The following is a 16,111-nucleotide window of genomic DNA, read 5'->3' as shown; positions in this document are numbered from 1 at the left end:
GGCTGCTGGCCAGGGCGAGGCGACCAAAGGGTCGAAGAGTCTGTTGTCGTGGCGTGGTCACTGCGAAGGCTCGTCTGTTGTTGGCGTTTTCTAGTAATGAAAATCAATCTCAACAATCAGACGTGCGGGGGTGGAAAAGTCAGTAAGGGAAAATGAAAAAAGATTTGGCGGGGGCTGGAAGGGCGCGCGATCACCGGCATGGCCGGTGCCATGCACGGCGGTGTTCTTTTCGCGGGCAAGCCCGCTCCCACAGGTACTCCACTGATTTCGGAAGCAGTGGAGTACCCGGACTGCCTCCAAAAAGTTGGACACAAATCCAACTCTTGGGGGCAGTCCATACCTGTGGGAGCGGGCTTGCCCGCGAAAAGGCCACCACCGGGCAAAGGTCAGTAGATCAAGGTCAACCCAGGTAGCTCGAGCCGCTGCGCCTGCAGCTCATCGCTCAGCACCCCGCCCACCGCCGCCAGCTGGTCAAGGCGAAACACACCGCTCACCTCACGCTGCGCGAGCTGCGAATCCACCACCATCAACCGCCCCGGGCGATAGCGATTGAGCCGCGCCACCACCTCGGCCAGCGGCTGGCGCTCGAACACCAGCACCCCGCGCTCCCAATCGGTAGCGCGCTGCAGGTTCTGCTCAGGCCAGGGCCGCACCCCCTCGGTCTGGTCATAGCGCACGCTCTGCCCCTGCTCGACCACCTGACCGGCGCGACCTCGCCCCGGCGGCTCCAGCAGGTCGACGGCCACCCGGTGCTCAAGCATCCCGACCCATCCCCCCTCGCCCGCCTGGCCGACCACGAAGCGCGTACCCAGCGCGCGCGTGGTTGCACCGGCGTACTCGACCACGAAAGGCCTGCGCTCCTGCGCCGACACCGGCGCGGCGCTGAACACCGCCTCGCCTGTCAGCAGGCGCACGCGCCGCTCGTTCTGGTCGAAGGCCAGGGCAATGGCGCTGCGGCTGTCCAGCTCGACCTGGCTGCCATCAGGCAGCGTCACCCGCCGCACTTCCCCGGCCCCGGTGATGTAGTCGGCGCGCCAGTCCAGCAGCAACTGCGGTGCCTGCGCGGCGCCCAGCGCCACCATCAACAGAGCGGCCACACCGGTCAACGCGCGGCGCAGGCGTGAACGTCGGCGCACGGGCCGGGCAACCGTGGTACTCGCGGCACGGCGTGCAGGCGACATGGCCTGCCCCAGAGAGCCCAGGTCGGCCCAGGTCGCCCGGGCGAAATCATAGGCTTGGGCATGCCGCGAATCGGCCGCGCACCACTGCGCCAGCGCCTGCTGCTGCGCATCGCTCAGGGGGCCGGCACTCTCGCGCACCGCCCACTCGGCGGCCTGCTCGCGAATCGCTTGCTCGGGCTGGTTCTCGCTGCTCACACGGTTCTCTCGCGATCTGGTTATGTCTGGGCTGACGTCTGAGGGGGCAATTGTCAGTAAACCGCTGGTCATCCGCCGTCCTGCAGGCACTGCATCACATAGGCCAGGGCCTTGGCCAGATGCTTCTGCACGGAACTGTCGGAGATCCCCAGGTGGCGGGCGACCTCGGCGTGGGTCATGCCCTCCAGGCGGTTGAGCCGAAAGACCTGGCGGGTGCGCTCGGGAAGCGCTTCGATCATGCCCTGCAGGCGCTGCAGATGCTGCTCGCGCGCGGCCTGTTCGTCGAGCCCGGGCCGTTCCTCGACGATACCCTCGAGGGCCTCGTGGGGCACCAGGTCGGTCTTGCGTCGCTGCTGCTGGCGCAAGTGGTCGATCATCAGGTTGTGCGCCGTGCGGTACAGGTAGCCCGGCGTGTTGTCGATGGTTTCCTGGCGTTGCTGCTGTTCGGCCAGGCGCAGGAAGCTCTCCTGCACCAGGTCGGCAGCCAGCTGCGGGTCGCGCACCTTGCGCGCCAGCAGCCCCTGCAGGGTTTTCGCATGCTTGATGAACAAGCGCTTGAGATCGGACTCCGCCACACGCACTCCAGCTGGTGGTCGCAAGGTGGCGGAATGCTACTCGCTACTGAGAATCACTTGCAAGAAGTGCGATCACTCGAACAGCGCATCGAGGGCCTGTTCCAGACGCGTCACGGCGATCACCTGCAGGCCGGTCGGGGCTTCCTTCGGCGCGTTGCCCTTGGGCACGATCGCGCGCTTGAAGCCATGCTTGGCTGCTTCCTTCAGGCGCTCCTGGCCACTGGGCACCGGGCGCACCTCGCCGGAAAGGCCGATCTCGCCGAACACCAGAAGCCCGTGGGCCAAGGGGCGGTTGCGCAGGCTCGACATCACCGCCGCCAGCAGCGCCAGGTCGGAGGCGGTCTCCAGCACCTTGACCCCGCCGACCACGTTGAGGAACACGTCCTGGTCGTGGGTGGGAATGCCGCCATGGCGGTGCAGCACCGCCAGCAGCATCGCCAGGCGGTTCTGGTCCAGGCCCAGGGTGACCCGCCGCGGGTTGGCCAGGTGGCTATCGTCGACCAGCGCCTGCACCTCGACCAGCATCGGCCGGGTACCCTCCCAGGTGGCCATCACCACGCTACCCGGGACCTCTTCCTGGGTACGGTTGAGGAAGATCGCCGAAGGGTTGGAGACCTCCTTCAGGCCCCGGTCGGTCATGCCGAACACACCCAGCTCGTTGACCGCGCCGAAGCGGTTCTTCACCGCCCGCAAAAGACGCAGGCGCCCGTCCGATTCGCCTTCGAAATACAGCACGGTGTCGACCATGTGCTCCAGCACCCGGGGGCCTGCCAGCGAGCCTTCCTTGGTGACGTGGCCGACCAGGAAGATCGCCGTGCCGCTCTGCTTGGCGTAGCGCACCAGCAACGCCGTACTCTCGCGCACCTGGGCCACACCGCCGGGGGCCGACTGCAGTTGTTCGGTGAAGATGGTCTGGATCGAGTCGATCACCATCACCCGCGGCTTTTCCACGCGCGCCGTGGCGATGATGGTTTCGATGCAGGTCTCGGTCATCACCTTGAGCTGGTCCTGGGGCAGGCCCAGGCGCCGTGAGCGCATGGCCACCTGCTGCTGCGACTCTTCGCCGGTGACATACAGCGCGGGCATCTGCGTGGCGATGTTGCACAGGGTCTGCAACAGGATGGTCGACTTGCCGATGCCGGGGTCGCCGCCGATCAGCACCACCGAGCCATCGACCAGGCCGCCGCCGAGCACGCGGTCAAGCTCGGTGCTGCTGGTGGTGAAACGGGGGATTTCCTCGACACTGACCTCGGCCAGGGTCTTGATCTGCGCCTGCTGCCCGGTCCAACCCGCACGCCCGGACGGTGCCGCAGCGCCGGCGCTTTCGATCATGGTTTCGACCAAGGTGTTCCAGGCCCCGCATTCGCCGCACTGGCCTGCCCATTTGGGGAAGGTCGCGCCGCACTCGGTGCAGCCATACAAGCGCTTGGCCTTGGCCATCGGGTCAGTCTCCTGGGCAAAACCGCCATGATAGCCCAAGCCCGATGTGCCTCGGGCGCTGCTGCATGCGACAAAACTATTCGTTCTAATGGCAGTCTGTAGCCCTGAATGCAGCGCATGAAGCGTTTTAGTGGCTTACACTGCGTTTACCTCACCACTTGTTACAAAGGAATAAAACATGGGCGTGCTCAGCGAGTTCAAGGCCTTCGCGGTCAAGGGAAATGTCGTCGACATGGCGGTTGGTATCATCATCGGCGCGGCCTTCGGCAAGATCGTCTCGTCCTTCGTGGGCGACGTGATCATGCCGCCACTGGGCCTGCTGATCGGCGGCGTGGATTTCAGTGACCTGGCGATCACGCTCAAGGCTGCAGAAGGCGATATCCCGGCAGTGGTGCTGGCCTACGGCAAGTTCATCCAGACCGTAATCGACTTCGTCATCGTGGCCTTCGCCATCTTCATGGGCGTAAAGGCGATCAACCGCCTCAAGCGCGAAGAAGCCGTGGCCCCTACCACCCCGCCGGTGCCCACGCCTCAGGAAACCCTGCTGACCGAGATCCGCGACCTGCTCAAGGCGCAGAACCGCCAGCCCTGACCGAAATGCCCGGGGCCGCATTGCGCGGCCCCGGATCGCGTCGACCGTAACCTGCCTTTACCAGTACGTCTCCACCGCCACCTGCCCCGGCCGCTTGCTCAGGCTCAATTGCAGGTCGCGCGCCTTCAGCACCTTGCGGGTCTCGTCGATCATCTCGGGGTTGCCGCACAGCATGATCCGCGAATGCTCCGGCGAAAACTCAAGCCCCGCCGCCCGCTCCAGCTCGCCGCTCTCGATCAGCGTGGTGATCCGCGCATTCAACGCGCCAGGGTGCTGCTCCCGAGTGACCACCGGGATGAACTGCAGCTTGCCGGCGAACTCGGCCAGGTAGTCGCGCTGCTCCAGCCCGGCGATCAAGTCCAGGTACGCCAGCTCCTTCGCCTCGCGCACCGAATACACCAGCTTGATCGTGTCGAAGCGCTCCCAGGCTTCGAAGTCCTGGAGGATCGACACGAACGGCGCAATGCCGGTGCCGGTGGCCAGCAGCCACAGGTCGCGGCCGCCGACGAAGCGGTCCAGGGTCAGGAAGCCGAAGGCCTGGCGGTCGATCAGCAGGGTGTCACCCTCGCCCAGCCGGCTCAGTTCGCTGGTGAACTCGCCGCCCGGCACCACGATGGAAAAGAAGTCGAGGAATTCATCGTGGGGCGCACTGACCATCGAATAGGCCCGCCACGCCACACTGCCATCGGCCTTGGTCACGCCCAGGCGCGCGAATTGCCCGGCCCTGAAGCGAAACCCCGCATCGCGCGTCACGCGCAGGCTGAACAGGTTCGGCGTGAGGGTCTGGACATCGAGCAGGGTCTGGGAAGTGAACTTGTCGGCGCTGGCGGTCATGGTGGTCTCCTGTGGATGGCACAAGTGTCGCGCAAAGTGGCGCTCAAGAACACCGCACAGCTGTAGGGTCTCGTACAGATCCTGTACAGGAAGATCGGCATTTCGCACTCAGCTATAGCGAAAAATTTCCACCGATTTAGTCAACTTTTCCTACACTCACTCGGGCGAAAGGGAATTTTGGATCCACATGGAGTGACACCATGCCGCACTGGAAGCAGGAAAAACTCGAGCTACTGCTGGGTGAAAAACATCCCGAGCGCATGTTCGACCAGGCGATTTTACTCGTTAAGGAATTGGGTCTTGTCTATGTGGGGCTTGCACTGCGCTTGCGCAGCCCTGCGCAACACCCCCAGATTTACCTGTACAACAATTTCCCAAAGGAATGGAACGACCATTACCGAAAGGATCTCGCCTTCATCGACCAGGACCCGATCAGGACCAAGTGCCAGCAGTCCACAGTGCCGGTGCTTTGGACAGACGACTGCTACAGGGAAGCCCCGGACTACCGCGTCCTGGCCTGTAAATACGGCCTGCGTCACGGATGGACACAGTCGGTCTACGACAGGTACCACCACGACAGCCAGCTCAGCGTGGCCCGTCCCCGTGACAGGATCTCGCAAGCGGAATTCCTCGCCAAGGGCGCGCAGCTGATGTGGATGCACAACGTTGTGCACGAACTGCTCAGCGACCATCACCGCGGGGCCACGGACAAGTCTGCGGACCTGACCGACCGCGAGCTGGAAGTCACCAAGTGGACGGCCGATGGCAAGACTGCATCCGACATCGCCTGCATCCTTTCGCTCTCGCCCAGTACCGTGAACTTCCACATTCGCAGCGTCATCACCAAGCTCGGCGTGACCAACAAGACCGCCGCAGCTGCCGTGGCCGCCGCGCGGGGATTGATCTGGAAGTAACTGCCCCACACCGGCAAAGCCCTGTAGAATCGAGCACTTTGAAGCACGCGGTCGTTCACCGCGGGCAAAGCCGCATCGAGTCTGTTCCCCCATGCCCCTGCTGACCAGCCCCTTCGCCGAACTCGACCTGATCCGCCAGCCGGAACAGAACAACGACCCTCTGCAAGCCTTCGACGCCGCCGACGAGTACCTGCTGGCCCACCTGGCCGCGCAGAACCCTCACACCGACTGCCGCGTGCTGATCCTCAATGACAGCTTCGGTGCCCTGGCCGCAAGCCTTGCAGGCCGGGTGCAGGTCACCAGCAGCGGCGACTCCCACCTCGGCCACCTGGCCCTGGAAAAGAATCTCGCACGCAATGGCAAAGCCTACGACAGCGTGCCGTTCGTGCCCGCGAGCGAACCCTGGCAAGGCCCGTTCGACCGCGTGCTGGTGCGGGTTCCCAAGACCCTGGCGCTGCTCGAGGAGCAGCTGATCCGCCTGCAGGGCAAGCTGGCGCCCGGTGCCGAGGTGATTGCCGGGGCGATGATCAAGCACCTGCCGCGCGCCGCTGGCGATCTGCTGGAAACCTACATCGGCCCGGTACAGGCCTCGCTCGCGCAGAAAAAGGCGCGCCTGCTCTGCGCAACGGTCGGCGAGCGCCCTGCCGCCCGCTCGCCCTACCCCACCCGCTATCGCCTGGACAGCCCGGCGCTGGAACTGCTCAACCACGCCAACGTGTTCTGCCGCGAAGGGCTGGACATCGGCACCCGCGCCTTCCTCCCGCATTTGCCGCGCAATCTCGGCAGCGCACGGGTCGCCGACCTTGGCTGCGGCAATGGCGTGCTGGCCATCGCCAGCGCGCTGGTCAATCCAGATGCGCACTACACGCTGGTGGACGAGTCGTACATGGCCGTGCAATCGGCGCGGGAGAACTGGCAGACGGCACTGGGCGAGCGCGTGGCAGACATCCGCGCGGACGACGGCCTGGCCGGGCAGGAGAAACAGTCGCTGGACGTGGTGCTGTGCAATCCGCCGTTCCACCAGCAGCAAGTGGTCGGGGATTTTCTCGCCTGGCGCATGTTCCAGCAGGCCCGCGAGGCGCTGGTGGTCGGCGGCGCGCTGTACATCGTCGGCAACCGCCACCTGGGTTACCACAGCAAGCTGGCGCGGTTGTTCCGCGGCGTGGAGCAGGTGGCGGCGACGCCGAAATTCGTGGTGCTCAAGGCACGCAAGTGATCGTGGAAGCAACTGTCCTGTTCAACATCTAAAGGCCAGCCCAAAAAATGCAGCCGCTGGATAGGATATTTCTGAATCCGCAGCCCGCCAGCTTCAAGCAAATCCTCTTGGGAACTATCCTACGCACTTTGCGGAAGCGTCTTGATTGTCGGGGAAATGTCTCAGGGATACCGTCGCTGGGTCGTCGAGTTGGCGACCGGGCGTGAGAAACCCGAACGATATTGACCCAGGCTTCCAGTCATGGCGGCCGTGTATGGGCAGACTTCGGTCTGGCCGGGTTCCAGTGTCCTCGGTTTTCTCACCCCATACGCGGCTGCCACCCTCATCTGGTGAGAAGGATGAACGGCGGTTTCATCTATCGATACTGGATATTCGCCATGAAAAAGATCGTCCCCGACCCACCCCGCTTCACACCCAGCCCCGCTGATGCGAGGGCTCGACCATGAGTGATCGCCCCAACGACTACACCACCGCAGGCGTCGCAAGCTTCCTGGACATGTTCCGCGTGCCACCCGGCCTGTCGCCGGAGCGGGTGCTGGAGGAAGTTTCGGTATTGCTGGGCTGTATCCGCGACCTGAGCGACCAGGAACAGGCTGCTCCGGCTGCCATCACTGCGCTGCACTACCTCAGCGCGCTGGCCAAAGGGCTGCTGAACGACCTGGAAATCGCCCGCAACAGCGTCCACTGACGCGGGCGCCATCCCTGTAGGAGCGGGTTTACCCGCGAACCCCGGCGTAGCCGGGGCCAGACACCGCAGTGTCCTTTTCGCGGGCAAGCCCGCTCCTACCAGGACAACAAAGCCCCTGCCTGGCTCAGTGCGTGCTCAACCCTGCCGCACTCATGAACATGCGCATGCCATAGGCCACGATCCCCAGCGCCGCGACACTCAGCGCCCAGATCAGCACCAGCCAGCCCAGGCGCTGCAGCAACGGTTTCTTCTCTTCGGCATCCATCACCCGTCCCCCCTAGTGATAGCCATCATCATGGGTCACCTTGCCGCGGAACACGTAGTAGCTCCAGAAGGTGTACCCCAGGATGAACGGCAGGATGAACAGCGTCCCCACCAGCATGAAGCCCTGGCTCTGCGGCGGCGCGGCAGCATCCCAGATCGAGATCGACGGCGGGATGATGTTAGGCCACAGGCTGATGCCCAGCCCGCTGTAGCCCAGGAAGATCAGCACCAGCGTGAGCAGGAACGGCGTGTAGTTGGCGTTGCGCGCCACCGCCTTGAGCAACCCGTAGAAAGTCACCAGCACCAGGATCGGCACCGGCATGAACCAGATCAGGTTGGGCATGCTGAACCAGCGCTCGGCGATCTGTGGATAAGCCAGCGGCGTCCACAGGCTGACGATACCGATTACCACCAGCAGCACCAGCGCCAACGGCCGCGCCAGGTCGTGCATCTGCTTCTGCAGCGGCCCTTCGGTCTTCATGATCAGCCAGGTGCAGCCCAGCAGCGTGTACGCCACGATCAGGCCCAGGCCACTGTAGATGCTGAACGGTGTCAACCAGTCCAGCGTGCCCCCGGCGTAGTGGCGGTCGACCACCTTGAAGCCCTCGATGAACGCCCCCAGCGCCACGCCCTGGAAGAAAGTCGCCACCAGCGAACCCCAGATGAACGCCTTGTCCCACAGATGACGCTTGTCGTCCTTGGCCTTGAAGCGGAACTCGAAGGCCACGCCACGGAAGATCAGCCCCACCAGCATCAGGATCAGCGGCAGGTACAACGCCTCGAGCACCACCGAATAGGCCATCGGGAAGGCCCCGAACAGCCCCGCACCGCCCAGCACCAGCCAGGTCTCGTTGCCGTCCCACACCGGGGCGACGGTGTTCATCATCACATCACGGTCACGCTCGCCCTTGACGAAGGGGAAGAGCATGCCGATACCCAGGTCGAAGCCATCCATGACCACGTACATCATCACCCCGAAGATGATGATCACGGCCCAGATCAGCGGAAGATCGATACCCATGGCTCAGTTCCCCTTGTTCAGGCTGGCGGCGTCGTGTTCCGTGCCGTCGTCGGCAGCCGACAACGGCCGCGCTGGCGTACGTTTCTGCCCCGGACCACCCGGTGGCTGCGTATCGCCCTCGCCGGTGTGCGGCCCTTTGCGCACCAGGCGCATCATGTAGCCGATGCCGGTGCCGAACAGCGCGAAGTACACCACCACGAACATCACCAGGGTGAAGCCGAGCTGCCCATAACTGTGGTTCGACACCCCATCCGCGGTGCGCATCAGCCCGTACACCACCCACGGCTGACGGCCGATCTCGGTGGTGAACCAGCCCGCAAGAATCGCGATCAGCCCCGAAGGCCCCATCCACAGCGTGAGGTAGAGGAACGGCCGCGAGCTGTACAGCGTGCCGCGCTTGCGCAGCCACAGGCTCCACAGGCCGACGAAGATCATCAGCATGCCCAGCCCGACCATGACCCGGAACGACCAGAACACGATGGTGGAATTGGGCCGGTCTTCAGGCGCGAACTCCTTCATCGCCGGCACCTGCTTGTCCAGGCTGTGGGTCAGGATCAGGCTGCCCAACGCCGGGATCTCCACCTTGAAGCGCGTGGTCTCGGCCTTCATGTCCGGGATGCCGAACAAAATCAGCGGCGTCGGCTCACCGGGCTTGTTCTCCCAGTGGCCCTCGATCGCAGCGATCTTCACCGGTTGATGCTTGAGCGTGTTCAGCCCGTGGAAGTCGCCGATCACCGCCTGCACCGGCGCCACGATCAGCGCCATCCACATGGCCATCGACAGCATCTTGCGCACCGCCGGGTTGTCCCGCCCGCGCAGCAGGTGCCAGGCCGCCGAGGCACCGACGAAGAACGCCGTGGCAACGAACGCCGCCGTGGCCATGTGCATCAGGCGGTAGGGGAACGAAGGGTTGAAGATGACCATCAGCCAGTCGACCGGCACCACCCGGCCATCGATGATCTCGTGGCCCTGGGGCGTCTGCATCCAGCTGTTGGAGGCGAGGATCCAGAAGGTCGACACCAGCGTGCCGAGCGCCACCATCAGCGTCGAGAAAAAGTGCAGCCCGCGCCCCACGCGGTTCCAGCCGAACAGCATGACGCCGAGGAAACCCGCCTCGAGGAAGAAGGCAGTGAGCACTTCGTAGGTCAGCAAAGGCCCGGTGACGGCACCGGCAAAGTCGGAGAAACGGCTCCAGTTGGTGCCGAACTGGTAAGCCATGACCAGGCCCGACACCACGCCCATGCCGAAGTTGACGGCGAAGATCTTCGACCAGAAATGGTAAAGGTCGCGGTAGACGTTGTCGTGGGTCTTCAGCCAAAGGCCTTCGAGAACCGCCAGGTAGCTCGCCAGGCCAATGGTGATGGCCGGGAACAGGATGTGGAAGGATACGGTAAACGCAAACTGGATTCGGGCGAGCTCCAAGGCCTCTAAACCGAACATAGTGCTTCCTCTTCAGGTAATCCGGCGTCCGGGCTCGTGACCCTCGCGCTCACTGCCCCCACGGAGATCGAGTGCGCTGTTGTCGATTTGTTCTGTTCGATCGCAGGGATTCTGGCCAGCTGGCCAAGTCGTTTCATCTGGAACGATTGATCCAGATCAACGGCTGTTGGGAAGCATAGTCCCGAATGCCAGCGCGAGCCGTGTGGTTGTTTGCCGCGTGACCGGTTGCCTCACCCTCTTTACTCGCGACGGGTTTGGTGGATCGCCCGGTCAACCCCGATGGAACCCTTGGCCAATGGCCACAGTCCACCTTTCAGGCCCACCTTCCAGAGGCCTTCACCAGGAGACACCCATGAAAGGTACAGCGCTTTCCGCCCTCTTCGCGGCCGCCACCCTGCTGGCCTCGCCTGTGTTCGCTGCCGATGACCTGTGCGCGATCAACCTGCAGAAGATCAACGACAGCATGGCCACCGCCGGCGCCACGTCCGAAGGCCTGGACAAGACCCTCACCGAGCACGTCGACAAAGCCAAGGCCGCCCAGGCCAGCGGCGACACCAAGGAGTGCATCGCCATCACCAGCAAGGTGCTGGAGCGCCTGGAAAAGACCGAGAAAGGCAGCGGCTCGGCCGGCGGCAGCGGCGCCTGAGCCGCTCTGTTGCAACGGGCGGCGGCACCAGCTGTCGACGCCGCCCATGCAAAGGCGTATACTAGGCGGCACGTGTCGAGAGATACGTCAGCTAGAGCTGAGTGTGGGGCCGATCAGGATTCGACGCCGGTAGCGAAACTCTAGGTGCATGCCGAGTTGGTAACAGAACTCGTAAATCCACTGTTGCAACTTTCTATAGTTGCCAATGACGAAAACTACGAGGGTTACGCTCTCGCTGCGTAAGCAGCTGAGCCCGCTCTCCTGGTAGCTTCGGCTCCAGCAATCATCAGGGGATGCCTGTAAACCCGAAGTGATTGTCATACAGAACAGGATCGTCGTGTAGCACGTTGGGGGCAAAGCGACTAAAACTTACCCAACTCGTCCAAAGCACCCTGCCCGTCGGGCGGCTGCGGATTAACTCAGTAGACACGGCTAAGCATGTAGTACCGACAGCGGAGTACTGGCGGACGGGGGTTCAAATCCCCCCGGCTCCACCAAATAATCATCTAAAGACGTCCACGGACGTCTTTTTTTGTGTCTGAAACCCAGTAAACACGGGGCTTTCAGCGCCACGATGATCCAATAGCGTCCAGCAGCATCTATGTTTTCGTGTATTCCACGTAGTATTCCAAGCACTCAGCTGGTATTTTTTGGAATACACAACTAGCTCTGGAATACATCATGGGTGCCCAAGCTACGCGCCTCTCAGACCTCAAAGTCAAAGCCGCCAAGCCTAGTGAAAAGGACTACACGCTAACTGATGGCAACGGGCTTCAGATGCGAGTGAGAAGTAATGGCTCTAAGCTGTGGAATTTTAACTATATCCATCCCGTAACGAAGAAACGGATAAACATGGGTCTAGGTGCTTTCCCTGAAGTGAGCCTGGCTCTGGCGCGTAAGCGAACCGTCGAGGCTAGAGAGCTTGTTGCCCAAGGGGTCGACCCGAAGGAACAGCGCAACGCTGATCGTCTGGCGAAAAAAGCGGCGACCGAACACACCTTTCAGAACATCGCGACGGCTTGGTATGAGCTGAAAAAGGACTCGGTAACCCAGGCCTACGCTGAGGACATCTGGCGCTCCCTCACGCTACACATCTTCCCTGATTTGGGTACCACTCCGATCTCAGCCATCAATGCCCCTCAGGTTATCAACTTGCTCCGACCACTCGAAACCAAGGGTAGTCTTGAAACCGTGAAGCGGCTGACGCAGCGGCTCAACGAGATTATGACGTACGGGGTCAACTCGGGGCTTGTTCACGCGAACCCGCTTAGCGGCATCCGCTCCGTCTTCAAGAAACCGAAAAAGAAAAACATGCCCGCACTACCCCCCGATGAGCTGAAAGAGCTCATGGTGGCAATAGCTAATGCCAGCATAAAAAGAACAACCCGCTGCCTGATCGAGTGGCAGCTCCACACCATGACTCGGCCAGTCGAGGCCGCAACCACCCGCTGGGCAGATATCGACATCGAGAAGAGGATCTGGACGATTCCCGCTGAGCGGATGAAGAAACGCCGTGCACACATCGTACCGCTAACAGACCAGGCACTAGCTCTGCTTGAAGCAATAAAGCCCTACAGCGGTCACCGGGAGTACGTGTTCCCTGCGGATCGTAATCCACGAACCCACTGCAACAGCCAGACCGCTAACATGGCACTGAAACGCATGGGCTTTGAGGGGCGTCTGGTTAGCCACGGCATGCGCTCCATGGCAAGTACCATTCTAAACGAACACGCTTGGGATCCGGAGCTGGTCGAAGTAGCGCTTGCCCACGTCGACAAGGACGAGGTCCGCAGTGCCTACAACCGGGCGGATTATATCGAACGCAGACGCCCTATGATGGACTGGTGGAGCGAGCACATTCAGGGAGCAGCCACTGGGAGCCTGTCAGTGTCAGCGCTTAGTCAGAGCCAAGATCGAAAAGTCGTCTCAACACGCTAACTAAGCAGCCTCAACCACTTATAAGCAATCATTCGACTATGACCGCCGACCGCCTAGACTGCACATCGGGCTCACCCTCAGGCTCTCGGTGTATATAACAAGCAGTTGATACATCGAGAGCGACCTAGAGGAACTGTTTCAACTGACGCAGCGAGGAAAGGATACTCGCAAATGACGAAGAATGTCGTCCGGTAGCACTGCGGGGATCTTCGCAGTGCCGTTATTTGAGAGCTGGATGGCGACGGTCTTGTTGAGACCGGCAAATTTCACTTGGACCTTTTCCAGCACATGTTTACGGCCTGCGAGCAGGATATCAGTGGCTTCGCGCACATCTTTTACCCCCTTGAGCAAGATTTTTCCCGTCACCCCTTCGTCTATTTCGACGCCCGAGACCTGGAGCGAGTCGACAGTGATGTCCTGATCCACGGCAACCTGCAGAGCCGAGACCCACTCAATTAGGTTAACAGTAGGAGGCGTTACTACTAGGTTGAAACTGCAAGCTTCAAGCAGGCGACTGATCAATTCCTTGATACTGCGCTGGTAGTCTCTTAGTTCGATGTGGGGCGGCGAATCAAAAAGGGTGAACTCTGTCGTCCGATACCCAATCCGATCGAACACCTCTTCACTACCAAAAGGAGTGGAGATCACCTCTTGGTAATTGTACTTTTCAATATAACGTCCCTCGATGAAGTCATCCCGGATTCGCTCTATGGCGAAGCCATCCATTCTTTCATCCGTGAATGGCATCTCGATGAGCCTTTTCCCAACCGCTCGAATAGACGACGGCCATTGAGCATTCAGCCATCTCACCCTATTCATGTCGGTTCTCCTTTCGCCTCAGCCCCCGCTTTAGCTTGCGCTCTGAGCTCCCTGATAACCTTCGCAGCGGTTTCTTCGATGATGCCCAGATAGGTTTCTTTGTCTTCGGCGCTGACCGGACGGATCGTCTTGGTGTACTGAAGCTCGACGATCCGATAGGCGCCTCGCACAAAGTATTTGAAGCCTTTCCCTTGTACCGGCTCCTCAAAGGCGGCTTCAAACTCTACCATCGGTTGAGGTGCCTTGTTCAGCACCGAGCGCCAGATAATCGACGTGATGAAGAAGCCCTTCCGGGTCAGACTCTGGTACTCCTCAGACGCCAGAAGCGTCTCGCCTTTCAATGCGACGTTCTTGACCAGAGCCAAGGCCTCCTCTTTAGCCACCTCAGCTTCCTGGTCATCGTCCAAGTCGAGCTCGTCTTCCTCAGGCTCCTGTGGCAAGCGCTCAACCTTCACGCTAGTGACGTTCTTCAGCGAGAACCCCGCGAGCTCTCTGATCAAGGACGTAAAGAATTCTGTACGAAGGGCAGAGGACTGAAACTCACCGAGCTCAATACGGATGGTAGGAATCTCAACCTTGGCCTTGTTATCCAGCTTGACCTTGAGTTTCGAGTAGATGGTCTTCACACGGTCGTTGGCAGGCATCCGAATGACTGTCTTATCCGCCGAGACGTGGAACTCGATCGAGGCTTCTTTGGGGGTCCGTTGGACGAGTCGCGTCTTGCCGTAGTCGACGTCGGAGTATTTAATGTTGGCGACCACTTGGTTACCGTCCCTGGTCTGCTGGGTGACTTTCTCGTCCTCTGGAGATTCCTCAATGTATTCCCGAAGGACCTCCCGGATTCCTTCCACAGTCAGCGCAGTTGGCAGCGTCACCGAGGTGAGCTTTTCCTGTCGGCCGGAATGCTCCCGCTGTTCTAGCAGGGTGTTCAAATCATGATAGTCGTGTGGAAGGAGCGAGATGGCACTGACCAGGTCATCCCGGCTGTCTTTGGCGGAATAGAAGATCCCTCTGTCCTTCGCGAGTTCAAGCAGAACCTTTTCGTTGATTTTCTGCTTAGCCGACATCAAGGCGTCATAGATTTCCTTGTCCGTAGCACAGTACTGAAGCGCGTTTTTGCTCATTGCCGAGACAGCTCCAGTTCACAGAAGGTGGTGCGTACGTGCTCAAGTTTGCCGAAATCAATGGCGTCCAGGATCTGCCTAAGGTCGCCCCCGCCCTGATAGTCAGCGATGTACTGGTCTTTTGCTTTGGCGAAATTGGCCGAAGCATTCTGATGCGGGTCGACCATGCGGATCGTGACCTCCGTTTCGGCTTTTATTACCTGGTAGTGCATCAGATACTCGATGAGGTACAGAAACTCATCGGTCGTGAATCCCCGCTTACGCATGAAGGTCACGAAGCCTTGCTTGCTCCCATTCCTGGGGTTCACATAGGACAAGATGATCCAAGGCGCGGTCAGCATATCCAACGTCGCAGCCTTAGCGTGTTCCAGTTGGACATTTTTCCTGCGAACCAGATGGGGATAGTAGAATTTGCAGTAGTCCCGCTCCGGCAATAAACCCGCACCTCCGCGCAGGTGGATGATCTCGTGGTGAACGTTGTTCAGCCAGTAGATATCCTCTGGCCCCATCACAACGATCTTAGAGCCCTTCGGGATGTCTAAGTCGTCGCACTTCACCTTTTCAAGGATCTTGGCGAAGTCCTTGTCATACTCGTTATCGTGGTTGTAGACGAAAAGCAGCCCCTGGATATTCGCCGACACATCAGGATGGATATAGGTGTCACTAAACTCCTGGCTGATCTCGGCGCATCGCAGGCTCTTGGCCAGACTCTCGATCGCCTCGCGGATGGCCTGTGTTTTGATAGTGCCTTTCGCGTAGCTCTTGAGATCACAGTTCACATAGGTGCGGGACTGAGAGTAGGGCTCGTTGTACCAAAAGACGACATCGGAGGGATGGGTCTTGACCTCATGTGCCTCCTGGCTCTCGCACGGCCAATTGATGTTGGTGTGCTCCATGCGCCCCCAGAGGAACTCGTTGAAAATCCCCTTTGACAGCTTCTCCGCCATCTTCGCGATGTTTATCGTCTCGGCCATGATTCCCTAGGCTCTTAATAATGTTGGTCAAAGCGGCGCCAGCACCATGATGGCACTAATACTGGCCAAGTAAACACGATGGTCGCGTCAGCTTCAAGGTGATCACCTGTTTGACATCGGCACTGAGCCTTCGCGCGGAAGCATCGCAAGAACGAAGTGGTTTGAACATGGATGCGACTGCTTGAGCGAAATGAGCCACGCTTAGAGGCCCCGGACATCGCAAACAGCCGTCGAATGTCAGTCCGCAAGT

The 16,111-nt window shown here is 60.8% G+C and carries 16 protein-coding genes and 1 other RNA gene; 7 read left to right on the top strand and 10 right to left on the bottom strand.

The window, feature by feature from the left end; all coding sequences use genetic code 11:
* Positions 1–386: 386 nt before the first annotated feature.
* From AC1TXO_RS03855 to radA, 3 genes are all read right to left on the bottom strand, one after another.
* Positions 387–1,376, bottom strand: coding sequence for a FecR family protein (locus tag AC1TXO_RS03855; protein ID WP_486405108.1), 990 nt, complete (start codon positions 1,374–1,376; stop codon positions 387–389).
* 68 nt (positions 1,377–1,444) lie between these two features.
* Positions 1,445–1,951 carry an RNA polymerase sigma factor gene (locus AC1TXO_RS03850; protein ID WP_486405107.1) on the bottom strand — a complete coding sequence of 169 codons (507 nt, stop codon included), beginning with the start codon at positions 1,949–1,951 and terminating at the stop codon, positions 1,445–1,447.
* A 72-nt stretch (positions 1,952–2,023) separates the two neighbouring features.
* Positions 2,024–3,391, bottom strand: a complete 1,368-nt coding sequence (radA, locus tag AC1TXO_RS03845) for a DNA repair protein RadA (RefSeq protein ID WP_486405106.1) — start codon at positions 3,389–3,391, stop codon at positions 2,024–2,026.
* A 178-nt stretch (positions 3,392–3,569) separates the two neighbouring features.
* Here radA and mscL point away from each other — a divergent pair, with 178 nt between their 5' ends.
* A complete protein-coding gene (gene mscL / locus AC1TXO_RS03840; RefSeq protein ID WP_054894040.1) occupies positions 3,570–3,983 on the top strand; it encodes a large-conductance mechanosensitive channel protein MscL in 414 nt (137 codons plus the stop codon).
* Between the two features lie 57 nt (positions 3,984–4,040).
* On the opposite strand, the gene AC1TXO_RS03835 is transcribed toward mscL, so the two are convergent.
* On the bottom strand, positions 4,041–4,817 hold the full coding sequence (locus AC1TXO_RS03835) for a ferredoxin--NADP reductase (protein WP_486405105.1): 777 nt from the start codon (positions 4,815–4,817) through the stop codon (positions 4,041–4,043).
* A gap of 200 nt (positions 4,818–5,017) precedes the next feature.
* Between AC1TXO_RS03835 and AC1TXO_RS03830 the strand changes: the two genes are divergently transcribed.
* The 3 genes from AC1TXO_RS03830 to AC1TXO_RS03820 all read left to right on the top strand — a co-directional run bounded on the left by AC1TXO_RS03830 (position 5,018) and on the right by AC1TXO_RS03820 (position 7,635).
* The gene (locus tag AC1TXO_RS03830; protein WP_486405104.1) at positions 5,018–5,731 is read left to right on the top strand and encodes a LuxR family transcriptional regulator; all 714 of its coding nucleotides are present in this window, start codon (positions 5,018–5,020) and stop codon (positions 5,729–5,731) included.
* A gap of 91 nt (positions 5,732–5,822) precedes the next feature.
* Positions 5,823–6,947, top strand: coding sequence for a methyltransferase (locus tag AC1TXO_RS03825; RefSeq protein ID WP_486405103.1), 1,125 nt, complete (start codon positions 5,823–5,825; stop codon positions 6,945–6,947).
* 442 nt (positions 6,948–7,389) lie between these two features.
* The gene (locus AC1TXO_RS03820; RefSeq protein ID WP_486405102.1) at positions 7,390–7,635 is read left to right on the top strand and encodes a DUF3077 domain-containing protein; all 246 of its coding nucleotides are present in this window, start codon (positions 7,390–7,392) and stop codon (positions 7,633–7,635) included.
* Positions 7,636–7,759: 124 nt separating this feature from the next.
* Here AC1TXO_RS03820 and AC1TXO_RS03815 read toward each other — a convergent pair whose 3' ends face one another.
* The 3 genes from AC1TXO_RS03815 to AC1TXO_RS03805 are packed head-to-tail and all read right to left on the bottom strand — an operon-like array spanning position 7,760 to position 10,360.
* On the bottom strand, positions 7,760–7,900 hold the full coding sequence (locus tag AC1TXO_RS03815) for a DUF2474 domain-containing protein (protein WP_486405101.1): 141 nt from the start codon (positions 7,898–7,900) through the stop codon (positions 7,760–7,762).
* Between the two features lie 12 nt (positions 7,901–7,912).
* On the bottom strand, positions 7,913–8,920 hold the full coding sequence (gene cydB / locus AC1TXO_RS03810) for a cytochrome d ubiquinol oxidase subunit II (protein ID WP_486405100.1): 1,008 nt from the start codon (positions 8,918–8,920) through the stop codon (positions 7,913–7,915).
* A 3-nt stretch (positions 8,921–8,923) separates the two neighbouring features.
* Positions 8,924–10,360 (bottom strand): cytochrome ubiquinol oxidase subunit I, encoded by a 1,437-nt coding sequence (locus AC1TXO_RS03805; protein WP_486405099.1) that lies wholly within the window; start codon positions 10,358–10,360, stop codon positions 8,924–8,926.
* Between the two features lie 352 nt (positions 10,361–10,712).
* Here AC1TXO_RS03805 and AC1TXO_RS03800 point away from each other — a divergent pair, with 352 nt between their 5' ends.
* The 3 genes from AC1TXO_RS03800 to AC1TXO_RS03790 all read left to right on the top strand — a co-directional run bounded on the left by AC1TXO_RS03800 (position 10,713) and on the right by AC1TXO_RS03790 (position 12,944).
* Positions 10,713–11,006 carry a hypothetical protein gene (locus AC1TXO_RS03800; RefSeq protein WP_486405098.1) on the top strand — a complete coding sequence of 98 codons (294 nt, stop codon included), beginning with the start codon at positions 10,713–10,715 and terminating at the stop codon, positions 11,004–11,006.
* A 105-nt stretch (positions 11,007–11,111) separates the two neighbouring features.
* Positions 11,112–11,503, top strand: a transfer-messenger RNA (tmRNA) gene (ssrA, locus tag AC1TXO_RS03795).
* 184 nt (positions 11,504–11,687) lie between these two features.
* A complete protein-coding gene (locus tag AC1TXO_RS03790; protein ID WP_486405097.1) occupies positions 11,688–12,944 on the top strand; it encodes an integrase domain-containing protein in 1,257 nt (418 codons plus the stop codon).
* A 138-nt stretch (positions 12,945–13,082) separates the two neighbouring features.
* Here AC1TXO_RS03790 and AC1TXO_RS03785 read toward each other — a convergent pair whose 3' ends face one another.
* Genes AC1TXO_RS03785 through AC1TXO_RS03775 form a run of 3 tightly spaced genes read right to left on the bottom strand, consistent with a single transcriptional unit; the run spans position 13,083 to position 15,861 of the window.
* Positions 13,083–13,763 (bottom strand): hypothetical protein, encoded by a 681-nt coding sequence (locus AC1TXO_RS03785; protein WP_085633568.1) that lies wholly within the window; start codon positions 13,761–13,763, stop codon positions 13,083–13,085.
* Entirely contained in the window at positions 13,760–14,887 is a 1,128-nt protein-coding gene (locus AC1TXO_RS03780) for a hypothetical protein (RefSeq protein WP_085633570.1), read from the bottom strand. The genes AC1TXO_RS03785 and AC1TXO_RS03780 overlap by 4 nt, the downstream gene beginning before the upstream one ends.
* Positions 14,884–15,861, bottom strand: coding sequence for a PD-(D/E)XK nuclease domain-containing protein (locus AC1TXO_RS03775; protein WP_486405096.1), 978 nt, complete (start codon positions 15,859–15,861; stop codon positions 14,884–14,886). Before AC1TXO_RS03775 ends, AC1TXO_RS03780 begins: the two co-directional genes overlap by 4 nt.
* Positions 15,862–16,111 lie beyond the last annotated feature (250 nt).

The organism is Pseudomonas sp. FA117, assembly GCF_057370475.1.
Note: the sequence above shows the minus strand (reverse complement) of the source record. Positions and strands in the feature narration are given on the sequence as shown.